The sequence below is a fragment of the Nocardia jiangxiensis NBRC 101359 genome (genome assembly GCF_000308615.1).
GTDB classification, from domain to species: domain Bacteria; phylum Actinomycetota; class Actinomycetes; order Mycobacteriales; family Mycobacteriaceae; genus Nocardia; species Nocardia jiangxiensis.
This window is the reverse complement of the sequence record NZ_BAGB01000163.1, coordinates 1-16,997: the sequence shown is the minus strand read 5'-3', so window position 1 is coordinate 16,997 and position 16,997 is coordinate 1. Positions and strand designations below refer to the sequence as shown.

The 16,997-nt window shown below is 67.8% G+C and carries 15 protein-coding genes and 2 pseudogenes; 9 read left to right on the top strand and 8 right to left on the bottom strand.

The annotated features are described in order from the left end of the window. Position 1 precedes the first annotated feature (1 nt). Genes ON40_RS38835 through ON40_RS38825 form a run of 3 tightly spaced genes read left to right on the top strand, consistent with a single transcriptional unit; the run spans position 2 to position 3,713 of the window. Positions 2-1,225, top strand: a complete 1,224-nt coding sequence (locus ON40_RS38835) for an MCE family protein (RefSeq protein WP_051194262.1) — start codon at positions 2-4, stop codon at positions 1,223-1,225. Then, positions 1,222-2,361 carry an MCE family protein gene (locus ON40_RS38830; RefSeq protein WP_040830441.1) on the top strand — a complete coding sequence of 380 codons (1,140 nt, stop codon included), beginning with the start codon at positions 1,222-1,224 and terminating at the stop codon, positions 2,359-2,361. Before ON40_RS38835 ends, ON40_RS38830 begins: the two co-directional genes overlap by 4 nt. Further along, positions 2,358-3,713, top strand: a complete 1,356-nt coding sequence (locus tag ON40_RS38825) for an MCE family protein (protein WP_051194245.1) — start codon at positions 2,358-2,360, stop codon at positions 3,711-3,713. Before ON40_RS38830 ends, ON40_RS38825 begins: the two co-directional genes overlap by 4 nt. Before the next feature lie 48 nt (positions 3,714-3,761). Here ON40_RS38825 and ON40_RS38820 read toward each other — a convergent pair whose 3' ends face one another. The 4 genes from ON40_RS38820 to ON40_RS38805 all read right to left on the bottom strand — a co-directional run bounded on the left by ON40_RS38820 (position 3,762) and on the right by ON40_RS38805 (position 6,373). After that, complete coding sequence (locus ON40_RS38820) at positions 3,762-4,430, bottom strand: phosphate signaling complex PhoU family protein (protein ID WP_040830439.1); 669 nt, start codon at positions 4,428-4,430, stop codon at positions 3,762-3,764. 74 nt (positions 4,431-4,504) lie between these two features. Beyond that, a complete protein-coding gene (locus ON40_RS38815; RefSeq protein ID WP_040830437.1) occupies positions 4,505-4,771 on the bottom strand; it encodes a hypothetical protein in 267 nt (88 codons plus the stop codon). 52 nt (positions 4,772-4,823) lie between these two features. Further along, entirely contained in the window at positions 4,824-5,594 is a 771-nt protein-coding gene (locus ON40_RS50760; protein WP_051194244.1) for a hypothetical protein, read from the bottom strand. Next, positions 5,591-6,373: an Rv1363c family protein gene (locus ON40_RS38805; protein WP_051194243.1), complete on the bottom strand. Its 783-nt coding sequence runs from the start codon at positions 6,371-6,373 to the stop codon at positions 5,591-5,593. The genes ON40_RS50760 and ON40_RS38805 overlap by 4 nt, the downstream gene beginning before the upstream one ends. Before the next feature lie 126 nt (positions 6,374-6,499). On the opposite strand from ON40_RS38805, the gene ON40_RS38800 reads away from it, so the two are divergent. From ON40_RS38800 to ON40_RS38780, 5 genes are read left to right on the top strand one after another with little or no spacing between them, the layout of a single operon-like run. Further along, a complete protein-coding gene (locus ON40_RS38800) occupies positions 6,500-7,672 on the top strand; it encodes an alpha/beta hydrolase (protein WP_245568182.1) in 1,173 nt (390 codons plus the stop codon). A 28-nt stretch (positions 7,673-7,700) separates the two neighbouring features. After that, positions 7,701-8,978 carry an oxygenase MpaB family protein gene (locus ON40_RS38795; RefSeq protein ID WP_051194260.1) on the top strand — a complete coding sequence of 426 codons (1,278 nt, stop codon included), beginning with the start codon at positions 7,701-7,703 and terminating at the stop codon, positions 8,976-8,978. A 28-nt stretch (positions 8,979-9,006) separates the two neighbouring features. Further along, positions 9,007-10,071 carry a DUF7064 domain-containing protein gene (locus ON40_RS38790; protein WP_051194242.1) on the top strand — a complete coding sequence of 355 codons (1,065 nt, stop codon included), beginning with the start codon at positions 9,007-9,009 and terminating at the stop codon, positions 10,069-10,071. Continuing rightward, a complete protein-coding gene (gene hmgA, locus ON40_RS38785) occupies positions 10,068-11,384 on the top strand; it encodes a homogentisate 1,2-dioxygenase (RefSeq protein ID WP_040830433.1) in 1,317 nt (438 codons plus the stop codon). The genes ON40_RS38790 and hmgA overlap by 4 nt, the downstream gene beginning before the upstream one ends. 41 nt (positions 11,385-11,425) lie before the next feature. Further along, positions 11,426-12,895 (top strand): aldehyde dehydrogenase family protein, encoded by a 1,470-nt coding sequence (locus ON40_RS38780; protein WP_040830431.1) that lies wholly within the window; start codon positions 11,426-11,428, stop codon positions 12,893-12,895. A 9-nt stretch (positions 12,896-12,904) separates the two neighbouring features. On the opposite strand, the gene ON40_RS38775 is transcribed toward ON40_RS38780, so the two are convergent. Continuing rightward, complete coding sequence (locus ON40_RS38775; protein ID WP_040830430.1) at positions 12,905-13,816, bottom strand: sigma-70 family RNA polymerase sigma factor; 912 nt, start codon at positions 13,814-13,816, stop codon at positions 12,905-12,907. Between the two features lie 175 nt (positions 13,817-13,991). On the opposite strand from ON40_RS38775, the pseudogene ON40_RS55185 reads away from it, so the two are divergent. After that, positions 13,992-14,264, top strand: a pseudogene (locus tag ON40_RS55185) (cupin domain-containing protein); the annotation flags it as partial. Positions 14,265-14,564: 300 nt separating this feature from the next. Here the strand turns inward: ON40_RS55185 and ON40_RS50750 are convergent. The 3 genes and pseudogenes from ON40_RS50750 to ON40_RS38760 all read right to left on the bottom strand — a co-directional run. Continuing rightward, a pseudogene (locus ON40_RS50750) lies at positions 14,565-14,798 on the bottom strand (hypothetical protein); the annotation flags it as partial. Positions 14,799-14,805: 7 nt separating this feature from the next. After that, on the bottom strand, positions 14,806-16,041 hold the full coding sequence (locus ON40_RS38765; RefSeq protein WP_040830512.1) for an acyl-CoA dehydrogenase family protein: 1,236 nt from the start codon (positions 16,039-16,041) through the stop codon (positions 14,806-14,808). 235 nt (positions 16,042-16,276) lie between these two features. Beyond that, positions 16,277-16,997 (bottom strand): LysR substrate-binding domain-containing protein (locus tag ON40_RS38760; RefSeq protein WP_051194241.1); only part of this gene is annotated, 721 nt, incomplete at its 5' end.

Genomic DNA, 16,997 nt, shown 5'->3' with positions numbered 1-16,997 from the left:
GATGACCCGGGCCGTCCGGCGACGCGCACCGCTGGTGTGGTCGTCGCTGGTGGTGATCCTGATCGTGCTCGCGGCCGGGGCCTACGTCGTGGCCCCGCGCCTGGGCCGAGACGAGTTCACCGCCGAATTCACCTCTGTCACAGGCTTGTACACCGGTGACGAGGTCAAGATCATGGGCGTCACCGTCGGCGGGATCGATGCGATCGAACCCGCCGGGGATCGCGTGCGGGTCCGTTTCCACGTCGACACCGGGCAGCCGATACCCGCGGCTGCCAAGGCGGTGATCATGTCCCCGAATCTGGTGTCTTCCAGGTTCATTCAGCTCGCGCCCGCCTACACCGCCGGGCCGAAGCTGGCCGATGGTGCGACGATTCCCTTGGGGCGCACCGCGGTTCCGGTCGAGTGGGATCAGATCAAGGCACAGCTACAGCGGCTGGCCACGGCACTGGGCCCGACCGACACCGATCCGCGCGGACCGCTCGGACAGGTCGTGGACTCCGCCGCGGCCAATCTGCGCGGTGAGGGGCCGAATCTGCATCAGACGCTCAGCACGCTGTCCGACGCGATGAAGACGCTCTCGCAGGGACGCGGAGATCTGGTATCGATCATCGCGAATCTGCAGATCTTCGTCAGCGCGTTGTCGCAGAGCGGGCAGCAGATCGTCTCGATCAACAATCGCCTGGCCACCGTCTCGACGCTGCTGGCGGACAACCGCGCCGATCTGGGGACCGCGCTGAACGGCCTGGACGGCGCGCTCGGCGAGGTGACCAGGTTCGTCGCGGACAATCGGGATCGGCTGGGCGGCACCGCCGATTCGCTGTCCTCGGTCGCGGCCACCCTCGCCCAGCAACGCGACGGCCTGGCCCAGGTGCTGCACGTCGCGCCGAACGCGATGGCCAACCTGGACGGCATCTATCAGCCCGCGCACAATGCGGTGGTCTCGGCGCTGGCGCTGAGCAATTTCGCCAATCCGGTGAACTTCGTGTGCTCGGCCATCGCCGCGGCCGAACAGACCGACGCGCAGCAGGGCGCGCGGATGTGCGCGCAATACCTCGGGCCGTTGCTGAATCTGCTGCGGACCGACTATCCGCCGCTCGCGGTCAATCCCTCGCGCGGGGTCGGGGCGTTGCCGGGGCAAGTGGTGTACAGCCCACCGGGTCTCGCGCCCCCGCCACAGGCTCCCTCGGTGCTGTCGCAACTGCTGGTTCCGGGAGGTCCGCGATGACCGTGCGTCGGATCGCCACGCTCGTGGTCGTGCTGGGACTGGTCGCGGCGTGCGGAACCGGTTGCGGCTGGCGAGGTTTGAACTCGCTGCCGCTGCCCGGGACCGCCGGGCACGGGCCGGGTTCGTACGCGGTGCGCATTCAGATGCCCGATGTGTCGACCGTGCAACGCAATTCGCCCGTGCTGGTGAACGACGTGACGGTCGGGTCGGTGACCGATATCGCGCTCGAAGGCCAGCACGCGCTGGTCACCGTCCGCCTCGAACGCGGGGTGCACCTGCCGGAGAACGCCACCGCCGAGGTCGGCCAGACCAGCCTGCTCGGCAGCGCTCACATCGAACTCGCCGCTCCGGCAACCGAACCCGCGCACGGAGCACTGCACGACGGCTCGCTCATCCCGCTCACGCGCGCCGGTAGTTTCCCGACCACCGAGCAGACGTTGTCCTCGATGTCGCTGGTGCTCAGCGGCGGGGGACTGGCGCAGATCCGCGATATCAGCACCGAGCTGAACGCGGCGTTGTCCGGTCGCGAGGGCGCGGTGCGCGATCTGCTCGCCAAGCTCGACACACTCATGCGCGGGCTGGACGATCAGAAACAGGACATCGTAGACGCCATCACCGGGCTCGACGCACTCAGCTCGCGCCTGGCCGCCCATCATGACGAGATATCCACGGCCATAACCCATCTGGACCCGGCATTGATCGTGATCCGGAATCGTCGCGCCGACCTGACGCACGCCCTGACCGGTCTCGGCGATCTGGGACGCACGGCGAATGCGCTGATCGGCAACACCCGCGACGACATCACCGCCGAACTGCGCGATCTGCAACCCGTCCTGGCCTCCCTCGCCGATTCGGGCGCCTCGCTCACCGAATCGCTGCGCTACCTGCTCACCTACCCCTTCCCGATCGACACCTACGCCAATGCGGTGCGCGGGGATTACGCCAACGGCGAGGTCACCCTGGACCTGCGGCTGAACACCCTGGACAACGCGTTGCTGCTGGGGACGCCGCTCCAGGGCATGCTGACCGGTCTCGAGGCCATCATCGGGCACACCGCGCCCGGTCCCATCCAGACCGCGCCGATCCCGCTGCCGGGACTGCTGACTCCCGCGCCCGGCCCGGGTGGTCCGCGATGAGCCGTCGGCCGCGGCCGCTGCCGCGCAAATTGTGGGTGTTCGCGGTCATCGCCGTGGTGTCGCTGGCGACGGCCGCGACCGTGTACGCGCAGCTGCCACAGCGGATGGGCATCGGGCGGTACACGATCGGCCTGGAACTGCACGACGGTGGTGGGCTGTACACCAACGCCGACGTCAGCTATCGGGGCGTCACCATCGGCAAGGTGACCGCGTTGACCACCACCGATGCCGGTGCGCGCGCGACACTTTCGCTGAAATCCTCGGTCCGTGTTCCCGCCGATCTGGATGCGGCGGTGCGGAGTATGTCCGCGGTCGGCGAGCAGTACGTGGACCTGGTGCCGCGTCACGCCGCAGGGCCCTACCTGGCCGATGGTGCGGTGATCCATGCCGATCGGACCTCCACGCCGGCCGATGTGGGCCGCATCCTGGACCGGATCGAATCCTCACTGCAGGTGATCGGCCCCGGTAATCTGCGTACCGTTCTGGACGAATCCTTCACTGCCGTGGACGGTCTCGGCCCGCAACTGCGCGAACTGGTCGACGCACTGCATCAGCTCGCCCACGCCGCGGCCGGGGTCGACGGACCCGCCTCGACGCTGATCGATCAGCTCGGACCGCTGCTGGACACCCAGACCGTCACCGGGGATCAGATTCGTCGGTGGGCCTCGTCCCTGGCCGCGGTGACCGGGACGTTGCGTGCCGGGGACGACCACCTGCGCGGCGTCATCGCGCAGGCCGGACCGGCCGCCGACCAGGTCACCGCCCTGTTCACCCGGTTGCGCCCGACCCTGCCGCTACTGCTGTCGAATCTGGTCACCGTGGAACAGGTTGCGGCCGTGTACAACCCGTCACTACAACAGATCCTGGTGCTGTATCCGCCGTTGATCGCCGCGACCCAGTCGGCCGGTCTGCCGAATGTCGACGATCCCGGTCAGAACACCTTCTTCGCCAACCAGCTCAACGACCCGCCCCCATGCATCGAAGGGTTCCTGCCCCCGAGCGAACGCCGCTCACCGACGCAGACCGATACCGCGGCGACTCCGCCGAACCTGTACTGCAAAGTGGCGCACGATGATCCGCGGGCCGTCCGCGGCGCGCGCAACCTACCCTGCATGGAGTTCCCGGGCCGCCGCGCCGCCACCGTCCAACTGTGCCGAGACCCGTCCGGCGCCACCACACGATCACCCGCACCCGCCGTACCCGCACAACCGGCCGCCGCCGTCGGCACATATACCCCGACCGATGGCAGCTACGTCGGCGGCGACGGCAAGCTCTACGCCGATGCTGGTCTACGCCACGGCGTTTCGGGAAAACCGCTACCGCTGCCCACCCTGCTCGCTCCGCCTCCGTGACATCGGAACACGCCCGAGCCGGTCGACCAGGCCGGAACCTGCGGGTGACTACTCCGCGTCCGGCGGTGTCCAGGTCTCGGCGGTTTGGCCGGTGGCCAGGAAGATGGTGCGGCGGCCGACTTCTACGGCGTTGTCCGCGAAACGTTCGTAATACCGGCCCAGGAGGGTGAGGTCGACAGCCGCGGTGACGCCGTAACCCCATTCGGGGCTCAGCACCAGGCCCAGCAGTTCTTCGTGCAGATGGTCCATGGCGTCGTCCTGGGCGTCCAGAGTGGCCGCGGCATCAGGATTGCCGGATTCGAGGACCTCGGCGGCTTTGGTGGCGATCACGACCGCCGCCTCACCCATGCGGATGATCAACGGCCGCACGGGATCCGCGACGACGAATTCCGGATGGCGACGGCGCGCGCTCACCGCGACATGACCGGCCAGCGCCCCCATCCGCTGCAGATTCCCGATCAGCTGGATGGCGGTCACGACCTGCCGCAATTCGCTCGCCACCGGGGCCTGCAGCGTGAGTAATCGGATCGCTTCCTGCTCCGCCTGCTGCGCCATGGTCTCGACCCGGGCGGCAGTGTCGATCGCGGCCTCGGCCAGTTCGATATCGGCCGTGACCAGGGCCTGCGTCGCATCGGCGATCGCGGCCCGATCCTGTAGGCAGATCAGGTTCTGCAGCTGTGCCAGCTGCCGCAGGTTCTCGTGGTAGTCACTGCGCATACCCGATTCAACCGTATTCGAGCCCGAGGCGTGTCACCACCCCGGGTTATAGCGTGTCCGGATTCGACTGCGGTTCAGTCGTTGCGGAACTGTTCGGCTCGGTCTTGTAGTCGCTGAGAGAAGGTTTCGGTCCAGGCGGCGGTCTCTCCGACCTCCTCGCCGAGCCCGCTGCGCCGCCCGAGGACCGGGGATCCCTTGGGGCGGGATCGTTGCGCGATCTTGCGCACATTCCAGGCAAGGTAGTCCGGCACGCTCATGCCCGCGCACACGGCCGCGTCGCAGAGCGAATCCCACTCGAAGCTGTCCACGGTCACTGTCACGGTGACATCTCTGGTCGCCATAACGGAACACCATAGACCTCGAAGGCGAACGTGGCGTGCGGCATTGCCGAGTTCATACGGTGTCCAGCTTATCTACCAGCCAATGTTCGCCGATCTTTACCAATTCCAGACGCAGGCTGCTGGACATGGTGGTGGGCTGTTTCAGATCGTCGGCGGTGGTGACCTGATCGACGAAGACGAGCGCGACCGCGTGTTCGGAATCCGCCGAGACGACCGAGGTGGCGGTCACCGTCGCGGTCGAACTCATATGGCGTGCGTTGGCCGCCGGGATGACCACCTCGCTGCCCAGTTTGTCGAAGTAAGTGGCGAAGTCGCCGGTGAGATGGGAGTGTGCGCGAGCCAGATCCGCGGCGACGGTGTCGGGTTTATAGGACAGGACGGCTGCGGCCGCGTCGGCGGCGGCGGGTCCGACCTCGCGGTCGGCGTCGGAAAGGGCGGCGTCGCCGCGGGATTGCAGGACCGACCAGACGGTCGCGATCACGAGCGCCACGATGACGACTGCCGCGACTGCGGCGGGCCGGCGGCGAGTGATGGCCTGTCGGTCGGTGCCGGATCGGCGCTGCACGGTTGCGTCGCTGGACGATTCGGCATCGGCACCGTCGGCACGTTCGGAGTCGCTGGCGTGGAAGGGCTTTGTGGTAGCGGGATGGTTCGCTTCCGCGGTGGTCTCTCGTTCGGTGCTTGTCGCGGACGCATTTTCGCCCTCGGCCAGGTATTCATCGGCAGACGTGACCGGTTCGTCGGTCGAGGTGTCGGCATTCCGGGTGATGATCTCGTCCTCCACGGTCGTGTCCGCGACGGTCTGCTCTGTGCGGCCCGTCATGGCACGAAGTCCACGTTCGAGACCAATATGTGGCCCTGGGTTCGGTGCAGGAGTACGCGCAGTCGCCACACGCGCGGTTCGTTGTCCGCGCCAGTGGCATTGGTGACTCGGGAGGTGGCGGCCACGAGTACCTTCGCCTCGTCGCCGGACATCGATTCGATACCCGCCGCGCTGACCGTTCCGGTGGTCGAGACGTGCGCTTGCTTCACCACCGAGGTGAAAGCGGCCGAGCGAGAGCCGAAGTCGTCGTGGAACGTGCCCGTGGACGCGGCGAGGATTCGCGCGACGTCGGCATCGGCGCTACCTGCCGAGATCGTGGTCAGATCGACCACGGCCTGCCGCGCCGCCTGTAGATAGGCCGCGCGATCGGCCTGTTCCCTTGTTGCTGTGCGGTGTTGGAGCACGAGTGTCGCCGTGACGGCCGCCAGTGCGACGATGACGACAGCGGCTGCGGCCGAGGCCAGTATTCGCCTGCTGGGCATTCGGTTCAGCCGACGAGGACGATCCGCCGACTCGGATGCGTCCTCGGTGCTGTCCGTGTTGGAGGGTCGGGTTGATTGCGTGGACTGCGCTGATTCCGCGGCTGTGTCGGTCGCTTCCGGGGACAATGACTCCTCGGACCGGTCGGCGGTGGCGGAACGCGCTCGCTCCGCCGAGTCATCGGCAACCGCCGCGTCTGTGGAGTCGTCGGACGCTGCCGCGTCGGATTCGTCCTCGGACGCTGCCGCGTCGGAAGGTTTCGCCTGCTTCGGCTCGTCGGCATCGTCGTTGTCCGCCATCCGCAACTCTCCAATACATACCTTGGTGTACCGTCTTTGCGTACTATAAAGTACGGTCCGCGATTGCGACGCAGATCGCACCGACGTGGATCGCATTTTCGGTGGAAAAAGATCAGGAGGCCGACGTTGGCCGGAACTGTCGAAGAACACTTCCAGCGCATGCCGTATCGCCCGGCGCAGGACGGGAAGGTGGAGATCCACTCCGGACTCAGCCGCCACTATCCGACCCTGCACGGCAATCTCGTGACGCCCCAGGGGTTCTCGCGTGATCTCGTGGTACTGATGGCGCATCCCGCGTCGAATTTCCTGTCCCACTTCCTGCTCGACGCGTTCGCCTCGGCCGGGATCCCGATCATGGGTATGAACACCCGCTACTCGTCCAATGAGCCCGCACTGCTGATGGAGCGCGCGGCGGAGGATGTCGGGACGGGCGTGCGCTGGCTGAAGGAGCAGCACGGCTTCGCGCGCGTGGTGTTGCTGGGATTCAGCGGCGGCGGGCCGCTGGTGTCGTTCTATCAGGGGCAGGCGGAGCAGCCGACCATCACGCAGACTCCCACGGGTGAGCCTGTCGCGCTACAGGATTCGATCCCGGCGGACGGCGTGATGTTGGTCGGCGCACATGCCGGGCGCGCGCGGGTGCTGCGGAACTGGATCGATCCGGCCGTGGTCGACGAGTCCGATCCGTATCGCACCGATCCGGCCCTGGATCTCTACGACCCCGCCCGGCAGCTGCCGCTGGATCGGGACTGGGTGGCGCAATACCGGCAGGCCCAACTTCGCCGCATCGAGCGCATCGACGCCTGGGCGCTCGAGCAGCTGGAGCTTTCCAAGGATCGTCCCGGCGCCGACCCAGGACGCGTGGTGCACCGCACGGTGGCTGATCCGCGCTTCGTCGACTCGACGCTCGACCCCAGCGACCGCAAGCCCGGGAGTATGTACGGCGATCCGAGCATCGCCAATCAAGGGGCCGGTGGGCTGGCCCGGTTCGTCACCGCGCGCAGCTGGCTGAGCTCGTGGAGTGTGAACCATTCGCGCGCCGACGCACTCACCGATCTCACCTCGGTCCACGCGCCGACGGTGGTGATGTGCCTGCGCGGCGATCAGGCCGCCTTCGTCAGCGATTCGCGCGAAATGCGCGCCGCCAGTGCGGATCCCGACGCGGAGCTGATCGAGATGGCCGATCTGAACCACTACCTGGTCGATCAGCCCGAAGGTCTGCCGACGATCGTGCGACGACTGCGGTCCTGGCTCGACGACCGTGTGCTGAGCCCGTCATCGACTGTGGCACAAGGTAACTGATATGCAAACCGAATCCGAGGAGGATCCGATGACGGTGCAGGCCCAGCCCACCCGGGCCGGGGAGCCGACGCGCTGCCCGAGCGCCTTCCGCTACTGGGAGGCGCGCCGCACCCCCGGCGTGCAGCGGCTCGAGCGAATCTTCGCCTCGCTCACCGGCCGAGCGCTGTTCCCGACCGACGACCAGGCGCGTGCGCTGTGCGCGGACCTGTTCAGCGGTGATCCGGTCGCCGAACGGTTCGTCGCGGAGGTCATGCACGGCGAGACCGGAGCCCAGCGCGGTCGCGAGATGCTCAACCAGGCGCTGAACACCGGAATCGCCACCGTGCCCGACGCACCCGAGGCCATGCGCGAGCTGTTCGCCGAATTCGAGACCGTGCCGGACTGGGTGCGGCCGGAGCTGGTCGAACAGGGTGCGGCGATCTGGCGGCGTTGGGGCACCATGCTTTTCAGCTTCGCCGGCGCGGAAACCCTGGAGATGTACACCGAATCGGCCGTCGCCACGCCGTTGTCACTGGCCGGCGGATACGCCGGTGACAGTGCGCTGCGCCGGTTCCTGGAGACCTGCCGATTCTGGATGGACGTCTCCGAGCCCGGTGGTCTGCTCACCCTCGGCGCGCAGGGCCGCGCGACGGCGCTGCGAGTGCGCATCATGCACGTCTCGGTGCGCGCCCGTGTCGCCGAGCACCCCGAGTGGGATATCGAGCGGTGGGGTCTGCCGATCAGCCAGACCTATCAGCTGCTGACCCTGCTCGGCGGCAGCGTCACGCCCGGACTCGGCCTGTGGGCGTTGGGATATCAGACCACGCCGTCGGAAATCCGTGCGCTGCTGCACTTTCAGAAGTACATGGGTTATCTGCTGGGCGTGCGGGTGGCCTGGTATCCCGAAACGGTGCTGGACTCGCTGCGGGTGCTGGCCATGACCATCGCCTCACGCTCGTACGACGCCGGACAGCACGGCGCGGAGCTGATCGAGTCCTATCCATCGGCCTTCGCGCCTCGCGACGGCCACCGCGGGCTGACCAGGCTGCGCGAGATGTACAACTTCCGGATCAACTCGGTGTATTCGGCGATGTACATGGCCCCGGGGACTCGGCGTAAATACCGTATGCCACCGGCATTTCCGTGGATCGCCATCCCGATCGCCCGATTCCCGCTGATCACCGCCATGGAGCTGGCTCGGCGGGCCAGTCCGGCGTTCGCGCGGCAGCACGAGAAGCTCATGCTGTGGCATCGCGAGAACTGGTACCGGGCCCAGATGCAGGGCCGCGAGGCGAAATTCGACGCCAGCGGCGCACTGCGGCGATGAATCCGACTCCCTTCCAACGAAAGTGACCATGAGCACTACGGACATCATCGAAGCGTGGAACGGCCCGGGTCGCCGCGACGGCGAGCTGACCGCGGTCGAACCGCGCCACAACGCATTACATCCCTCGGCCGGCAAGCTGGCCTTCGAGCACTGGTATTTCGATGCTCGCCTGGATACCGGACACGTGGCGGTCGGATTCCTGACCAAACGCCGTCCCGAGGATCTGCCCGGTGCCAAGCCGTGGGTCGAACTGATCGTCTACGGCCCCGACGGGGATCGGCGTCAGGTGGCCAAGCGGTATCCGCGCACCGCGGCGAGTTTCGGCGAAGACTTCTTCGACGTGCGCATCGGAGACAACCACGCGCACACCGAATTCCGTGATGACGGACTGCCGGTCCATCACGTGCATCTGGCCGAGGACGGTCTGGTGTTCGATCTGCAGTTCCACAACGAGCTGCCGAGTTGGATGCCGGGACAGGGGGAGACGCACTTCGACGCGCAGAACTCCTTCGGCTGGGCGGTCGGTGCTCCGCGCGCCCGCGTCACCGGAACCGTGCGGATCGACGACACGGTTCTGTCGGCCGATGGGCGCGGGTACGCCGACCACAACTGGGGCGTCGGCGATATGAAGAAGATCATCGACCGCTGGCACTGGGGCAGGCTGTACGACGAGGAGTACTCGCTGCTGTTCGCCGACGTGCTGACCCAGCCGCGGCGCGGATCGCACGAGATCGCGCCACTGATGCTGGCCCGCGACGGGCAGATCGTCCTGTCGACGGGCGAGACCGTACTGACCGAGGGCCCCAAGCGATTTCATCCGGTCGCGGGCCGGGAATTTCCGGAGTGGATCGAACTGCGCGTGCCGGATCGACTGGATCTGCGGCTCACGGTCGAATCGGTCATCCAAGCCCACGACATCATCGACGATTTCCCGATCGTGCGATCGCGGCTGATCAAACCGCTCGTATATCGGGCGATCGGTCATCCGGCGTACTTCCGCTTCCAATCCGCGTTCGAACTGTCCCTGCACGAGGACGGGCACACCGAGGTACGCAAGGGCACCACCCTGCACGAACTGGTGGCGCTGAAATGACCGCTCCGCACGAGAGCGCCCGCGCGGATCTGCGGTACCTCGCCGGATTCGGCAATCAGCATCAGACCGAGGCCCTCGAGGGCGCACTGCCGCGCGGGCAGAATTCCCCGCAGCGCGCGCCCTACGGGCTCTATGCCGAGCAGATGTCGGGCACCGCGTTCACCGAACCTCGGGCGGTGAACCGGCGCAGCTGGCTGTATCGCATCCGGCCCTCGGCCGCTCATCCGCCGTTTCAGCGCGTCGACAATCGCACCTTCCACAGCGCGCCGCTCGAGGGCGTCGCCAATCCGAATCGGATGCGCTGGGATCCGATGCCGCGCAACGGTTCCGGTGTCGATTTTCTCGACGGTGTGTACACCGTCGCCGCGAACGGTGATGTGCTGCAACGGCAGGGCATCGCGATCCACCTGTACTGTGCCACCGCGTCCATGCACAAGCGGTACTTCGGCAATGCCGACGGTGAGTTGCTGATCGTCCCGCAGGACGGGGACATCCTGCTGCACACCGAATTCGGCCGCCTGCTCCTCGCGCCGGGACAGTTCGCAGTCGTGCCACGAGCGGTCCGATTCCGCGTCGAGATTCTGGATTCCGTTGCGGCGGGCTATATCTGCGAGAACTACGGCAGCCCGCTCACCCTGCCCGAGCTCGGTCCGCTCGGCGCGAACGCACTGGCACACGCCCGGCACTTCCGCTATCCGGTCGCGGCGTACGAGGACGTCGAGGACCGGGTCGAGGTGGTGCAGAAGTTCGGCGGGAATCTGTGGTCGGCCGAATACGACCACTCACCCCTGGACGTGGTCGCCTGGCACGGCTCGCACGCGCCCTACCTGTACGACCTGGAGGATTTCAACGCCTTCGGCACCGTCGGCTACGACCATCCCGATCCCTCGCTGTACACCGTGCTGACCTCACCGTCGGACACCCCCGGTCAGGCGAATGTGGATTTCGTGGCCTTCCCGCCGCGCTGGATGGTGCCCGAGCACACGTTCCGCCCGCCGCATTTCCATCGCAACGTGATGACCGAATTCATGGGTCTGGTTCGCGGCGTACATGATTCGAAGGCAGAGGGTTTCGTGCCGGGCGGCGCCAGCCTGCACAACATGTGGACCGCGCACGGGCCCGACCGCGAAACCTTCGAGACCGCCAGCGTCGCCGAATTGCGGCCGCAGAAGCTCGAGGGCTCCCTGCCGTTCATGTTCGAGACCCGCTGGCCGCTGATCGTCACCGAGCACGCCTTCAACGCGTCGCACCGCCAGCGTAACTACGACACCTCCTGGGCCGGTCTGCGCCGGCACTTCCAGGCACCCGACTGAATCATCCAGCCCCAATATCTCTGCGATTCCCGGAGCACCACATGACCGCGACCAGTCCCACCTACGAACTGCCCGACCCGACGCTGCGGATCGGGGGCCGCAACCTCGACGCCCGGGATCGGAAGACATATCAGTCCCACAACCCGGCCACCGGTGATCTGGTCGTCTCCATCGCCGCGGCCCAGCCCGAGGACGTGGACGATGCCGTGGCCACGGCCCGCCTCCAGTTCGAGGAAGGGGAGTGGTCGCGCATCAGCGGCGCCGAACGCGGCCGGATCCTCACGCGCGCAGCGGATCTGATCGAACAGGACGCGGAGAATCTCGCGGCCCTGGAGGCGATCGAGATGGGCAAGCTGTTCCACGATTCGGTGGCCGGTGACATCCCCTGTGCCGCACAGGCATTCCGCCATTTCGCCGGATGGGCGGACAAGGTCACCGGAACCACCGCGCTGCTACCGGATTTCGGTCCGCAGAAGCGATTCGGCTACACCCTGCGGCAACCGCTCGGCGTGCTCGGCGCGATCACGCCGTGGAACAATCCGGTGCTCATCGCGGCCTGGAAACTCGCCCCCGCGCTCGCGGCCGGGTGCACCGCCGTGGTGAAACCCGCCGAGGACGCGTCGCTGTCCACCATGCGCCTGGCGGAATTGCTTGCCGCCGCGGGGATTCCGGATGGTGTGGTCAATGTGGTGCCCGGACTCGGTGAGGTCGCCGGTGCTGCGCTGGCCGCTCATCCGGGAATCGACAAGATCTCCTTCACCGGCAGCCCGCGGGTCGGTCGGCAGATCCAGAGCCTGGCGGGGGACACCTTCCGCAAGGTCACCCTCGAGCTGGGTGGTAAAGCGCCGCAACTGATCTTCGCCGATGCCGACCTGGAACAGGCGATGCCCTGGATCGCGATGGGCAACTTCTATCATCAGGGGCAGGTCTGCGCGGCCGGAACCCGTGTGCTGGTGCACGAATCGATCCTCGATCAGGTCGTCGAGGGGCTGGTGGCGGCCGCGGAGCAGGCGCGTCCGGGCGATCCGTTCGACGCGGACAGCACCATGGGCACGATCGTGAACGCCAGACAGCTCGATCAGATCCTGCGTTACGTCGACATCGGGCGAGACGAGGGTGCGGACCTGATCACCGGCGGCAGTCGCCTCGACAAGCCCGGATATTTCATGCAGCCCACGGTCTTTCGCGGCACCAACGATCTGACCATCGCCCGCGAGGAGATCTTCGGCCCGGTCGCCACGGTGATCGGCTTCTCCACCACCGAAGAGGCCGTCCATCTCGCCAACACCACCAAATACGGCCTCAACGCCATGATCCACACCCGTGACCTGTCCCGCGCCCTGACCGTCACCGAGCAGCTGCGAGTCGGCACGGTGTGGGTGAACGGCTGGGGCGTACCGGATCCCGCGCTGCCGTGGGGCGGGCGCGCGGGCAGCGGCATCGGTCGCGAACTCGGCCGCAGCGGCATCGAGGCGGATACCGAGGAGAAGACGGTTCACATCGGGCTGTAGTCGCGGGGCTCAGCGGATTCCGGTGAGCTTGTCCGGGTTGGTGATCGAGTAGATCGCGGCGATCCGGGTACCGCGGGCATCCGGTTCGATCACAACGGCCGCGAGCGGGCTGTCGCCGGAGAACACCAGCGCGCACGGATCTCCGGCGACCCAGCGGTAGCGGATGTCCACGCCACCGGACGGCAGGTCTGCGGCCACGGCCGTGAAGATCGCCGCCACGGCCTCGCGACCGTGGACGGGCCGCAGGCTGCGCGCCGGACCTCGACCGCCACTGTCGGTCCACAGCGTGACATCGGGTGCCAGGACCTGGAGCAGCGCCGGGAGGTCACCGCCGAGCACTGCCTCGGCGAAACGTTCGGTGACCTGCGCTCGGACTTCCGGATCGGCGGGGTGCCGCGGCTGCGGGCTGTGCAGGTGGCGGCGGGCCCGTGCGGCGGCCTGCCGGACGGCTGCGGGTGTGCGACCCAGGATGTCCCCGATCTCCGTGTGCGGGAATCCGAATACGTCGTGCAGGACGAACACCGCCCGCTCGAGCGGGCTCAGCGTCTCCAGAACGACCAGAACCGCCGTGGACAGCGATTCCTTGCGCACGAGCGCGCTCGCGGCGTCCTGCTCGTCGACCACGATCGGCTCGGGCAGCCACGGGCCCACATACGTCTCCCGGCGTCGGCTCACCTCCACCCGACGCGCGAGTGCCTGATTCGCCGCGGCACGCACCAGGTAGGCGCGGGCGTTCTCGATCGGCTGCGCGTGCGGGTCGCGGTGCCGGGCCGCCCACGCCAGCCATACCTCCTGCAATACGTCCTCGGTGTCCGCGATGCTGCCCAGCATGTTGTAGACCACGGAGAACAGCAGTTCGCGATAGCCCAGGAATCGTTCGGTGACCTCGTCGTCGGCCCGGTGCGGTGCTCGGTACGTCACGGCATTCCTCTCCTCGTCCGTCGCTACCGAAGAGGTCCTTGCAGCGTGTTGTGTGACGCGATACCGGCAGATGTGTCGTGCATCACAGCAGTCCTCATGATGTCACGCATCGGGTGTGCGGCAGCTCTGTGGTGGTGATCCTGGGAGGTTCCCGGGCAGCGGACGGGAGAAACCGATGGACACGAACGACCACGCATTGCTGGTCCGCTACGACGAGGCCGAAACCCTGGACACCATGGGGGTGCGGCTGTACGCGGATCACGACACGACCGGTGGCGTGCTGAGCGGCAACCGCGCCTACCTCCCGGCGGGCACCGATGGCCCGCCGCCGCACTTCCACACCGGCTCGGCCGAACTGTTCTTCATGCTCGGTGGGCGGCTGCGGGTCCTTGCCGGGCAGGAGATCCTGGACATCGCCGAGGGAGATTTCCTGCTCGTGCCCGCCCACATGACACATGCCTGGGCGGCCCCGGACGATTCGGCCGCCGATGTGCTGGTCATCTTCACCCCGGGCATCGAACGTTTCGACTACTTCCGGCTCGGCGACCGCATCCGCGAGGGCCAGGCCGACCCGGCCGAAATCCTCGCCGCCCAGGAGAGATTCGACAACCACTTCGTGGACAGCCCGGCCTGGCGGCAGGCTCGCGGCATCGACGCCCGGCCGCTGCTGAACGCGCCCGCCGGACCATCGCGCGGACTTCCTGTCCAGCAAGGTCTTTCGGACCCAGCCGGAAGCGTGATCCGAACAGGCCAGTTCCGTTCTCGCCCGTGCGCCGGACGCACCGTCCTGCGCGTGCAGCAGTCCGAGGAACACCTCGGTTCCGGGTTCCAGGGCCAGGGCCGACAGCGGTTGCCAGTGGGCTCGCCGGGTCCAGGTCGCGACCGTGGCGGCCTGGATCGCATCGATGCGTCGGCGGACGTGCCGGGACAGGCCGTTGGCGAGGGTGACGATCGCGGTCGCGTCGCGGGGCAGGATGTGCCGTCTCGTCTCAGATCAGCACGCCCAGCCGGGGCGGCCGGGTGCCGTGCAGGGTGTGGTTGCCCAGATGGACGTACTTCCAGCGGGCAGGATCGTGCAGCGAGTGCACCCGCACATTGCGCCAGTGCCGGTCCAGGGCGTACTTGCGGTCGGTGGCCGAGGTTCCGGCCAATTCCAGGACGCCCCCGGCGATTTCGACCGCGAACTCCTGTGCCAGCGCCTTGGCCGCGGCGACGCTGAGCGAGGCCGCTGCCGCATCGTTCCGGGTGAGCTCCGGTGCGCGCTGCGCCGCGTCGATCAGATCCGTGCCATGGGCCAGCAGCGCCTCGAGTGCGTACAGTCGCGCGGTCAGCTCGCCGAACCGCCGGACGATATGCGGCTCCTGTGCGGCGCTGTCCACGTCCGCCTCGAACCACGGGCGGCTGCGGGTCCGGACGAACTCCGCACCGTCTTCCAGTGCGGCACGGGCGATTCCGATATCGATGGCCGCGTGCAGAGCCTGGTCGAACGCACCCAGAATCGACGGGTCCGCGTTGTGCGGATCCGGTGCGGGGCCCTCATCGATCACGAACTCGCCCGCGACGACGACGTTGTCCAACCCGACCTCGCCACTGGCCGTGCCGCGCTGGCCGAACGAACTCCACCGATCCAGCGCCAGATTCACCCCGGGCGTGTCCGAGCGCACGAAAACCGTTGCTGTGCTGGCCGGTTCGGTATCCGCGATCCGCGCCGAAACCCCGATCCACCACGCGCCCAGCGCGCCGGTGGCATAGAACTTGCGCCCGTTCAGGACCCAGCCGCCCTCGTCCCGCCGCCGGATCGTGGTCAGCCGCTCGGCCGCGGTCCGGGTGCCGCGCTCGGCGGTGGCGTTCCCCAGCTGCGCCCCGCCCAGGATGTCGGCATACAGCCGAGGTGCCGGTGCGGTGTTGCCGAGATCCCGGATCCCCTGTCCGAGAACATAATGCGACAGCAGCAACTGCCCGACCGTGGAGTCGGCCCGCGAGAGCCTGCGCAGCACCTCCACGACCACCGAGAGCGGCAGATCCGGCCCGCCGTGCTCGGCCGGAACCCCGATCCCCAGCAACCCCGACGCCGCCACCAGCCGCAACTCCTCGAGCGGCGGCACATCCTCCAACTCCCGCCGCACCGCCCCCTCGACGACCTCGGCGGACACCGCATCCGCAGCCGCCAACGCCTCCTCGGCGGTGGTGAGCAGCGGAGGAGTTACGGTTTCAGTGCTCGACATATGCTGTGCTCCTGTCTGTAGAACTGCACGCTCAGCGGCGCAACAACATCCGCTGATGAATTCGTGTCGGCGGCCCGCGGCGTGAGCCGTGCGCTCGGTGCGGTGCGGACGATCGACAACCCGGTCGTAATCGGTTGTGCGCGAGCCATTGTCGTCCTTCTGATCGGGTTCGTGCTCGAACGGTAGGTCGGTCGGGCACGGATCCCAGGGGTGTCGAGGGATGCTGTAGGGGCGTTCAGCAATGCTGTAGGCGGTCCTCGCCGCGCAGCCTGGTGCCCTCGGTGCGGATCAGGCCGACGAATGCGGCGAGTGCGGAACCGGGGTCGGGGGTGGTGGTGATCGCGAGGCCGACGCGGCGAGCCGGGCGCGTTCCGGCGACGCGTCGTACCGCGACGTCGTCGCGGGATCCGGCCGCAGCCAGGGAAGGCACGAGCGAGACGCCCAGTCCGGCCGCGACCATGCTCTGCACCGTCGTGTAGTCCTCGGAACGGAAGGCGACCGTCGGCACGAACCCGGCTCGCCGGCACGCGCCGCGGAAGACCCTGGTATCGGGACAGCGGCCGGTCGCGGAGCTGATGATCCACTGGTCCCGGGCCAGCGCGGTGAGCGGCACGTCGGGGGCCCCGGCGAACCGATGCCGCTGCGGGAGCACCACGTAGAACTCGTCGTCGTACACCGGCACCGCGACCACGTCCGGATACAGCGGACGTTCACCGGGAACCTCGGTGATCAGCGCCAGATCGGCCTTACCGTCGCCGAGCAGCGCGACGCCGTCGTCGGGATCGGCGGTGATGAGTTCCACCGGCACACCGGGAAACGCGGCGCGGAACCGCATCATCGCCCGGGGCAGGATCATCGCCGCCGCGCTGGCGAACGAGGCCACACGCACCCCGCCGGAACCACCCGGCGCGAAAGCGGCGACAGCCCGCTCCGCCGCGCCGACCGCAGCCAGGATC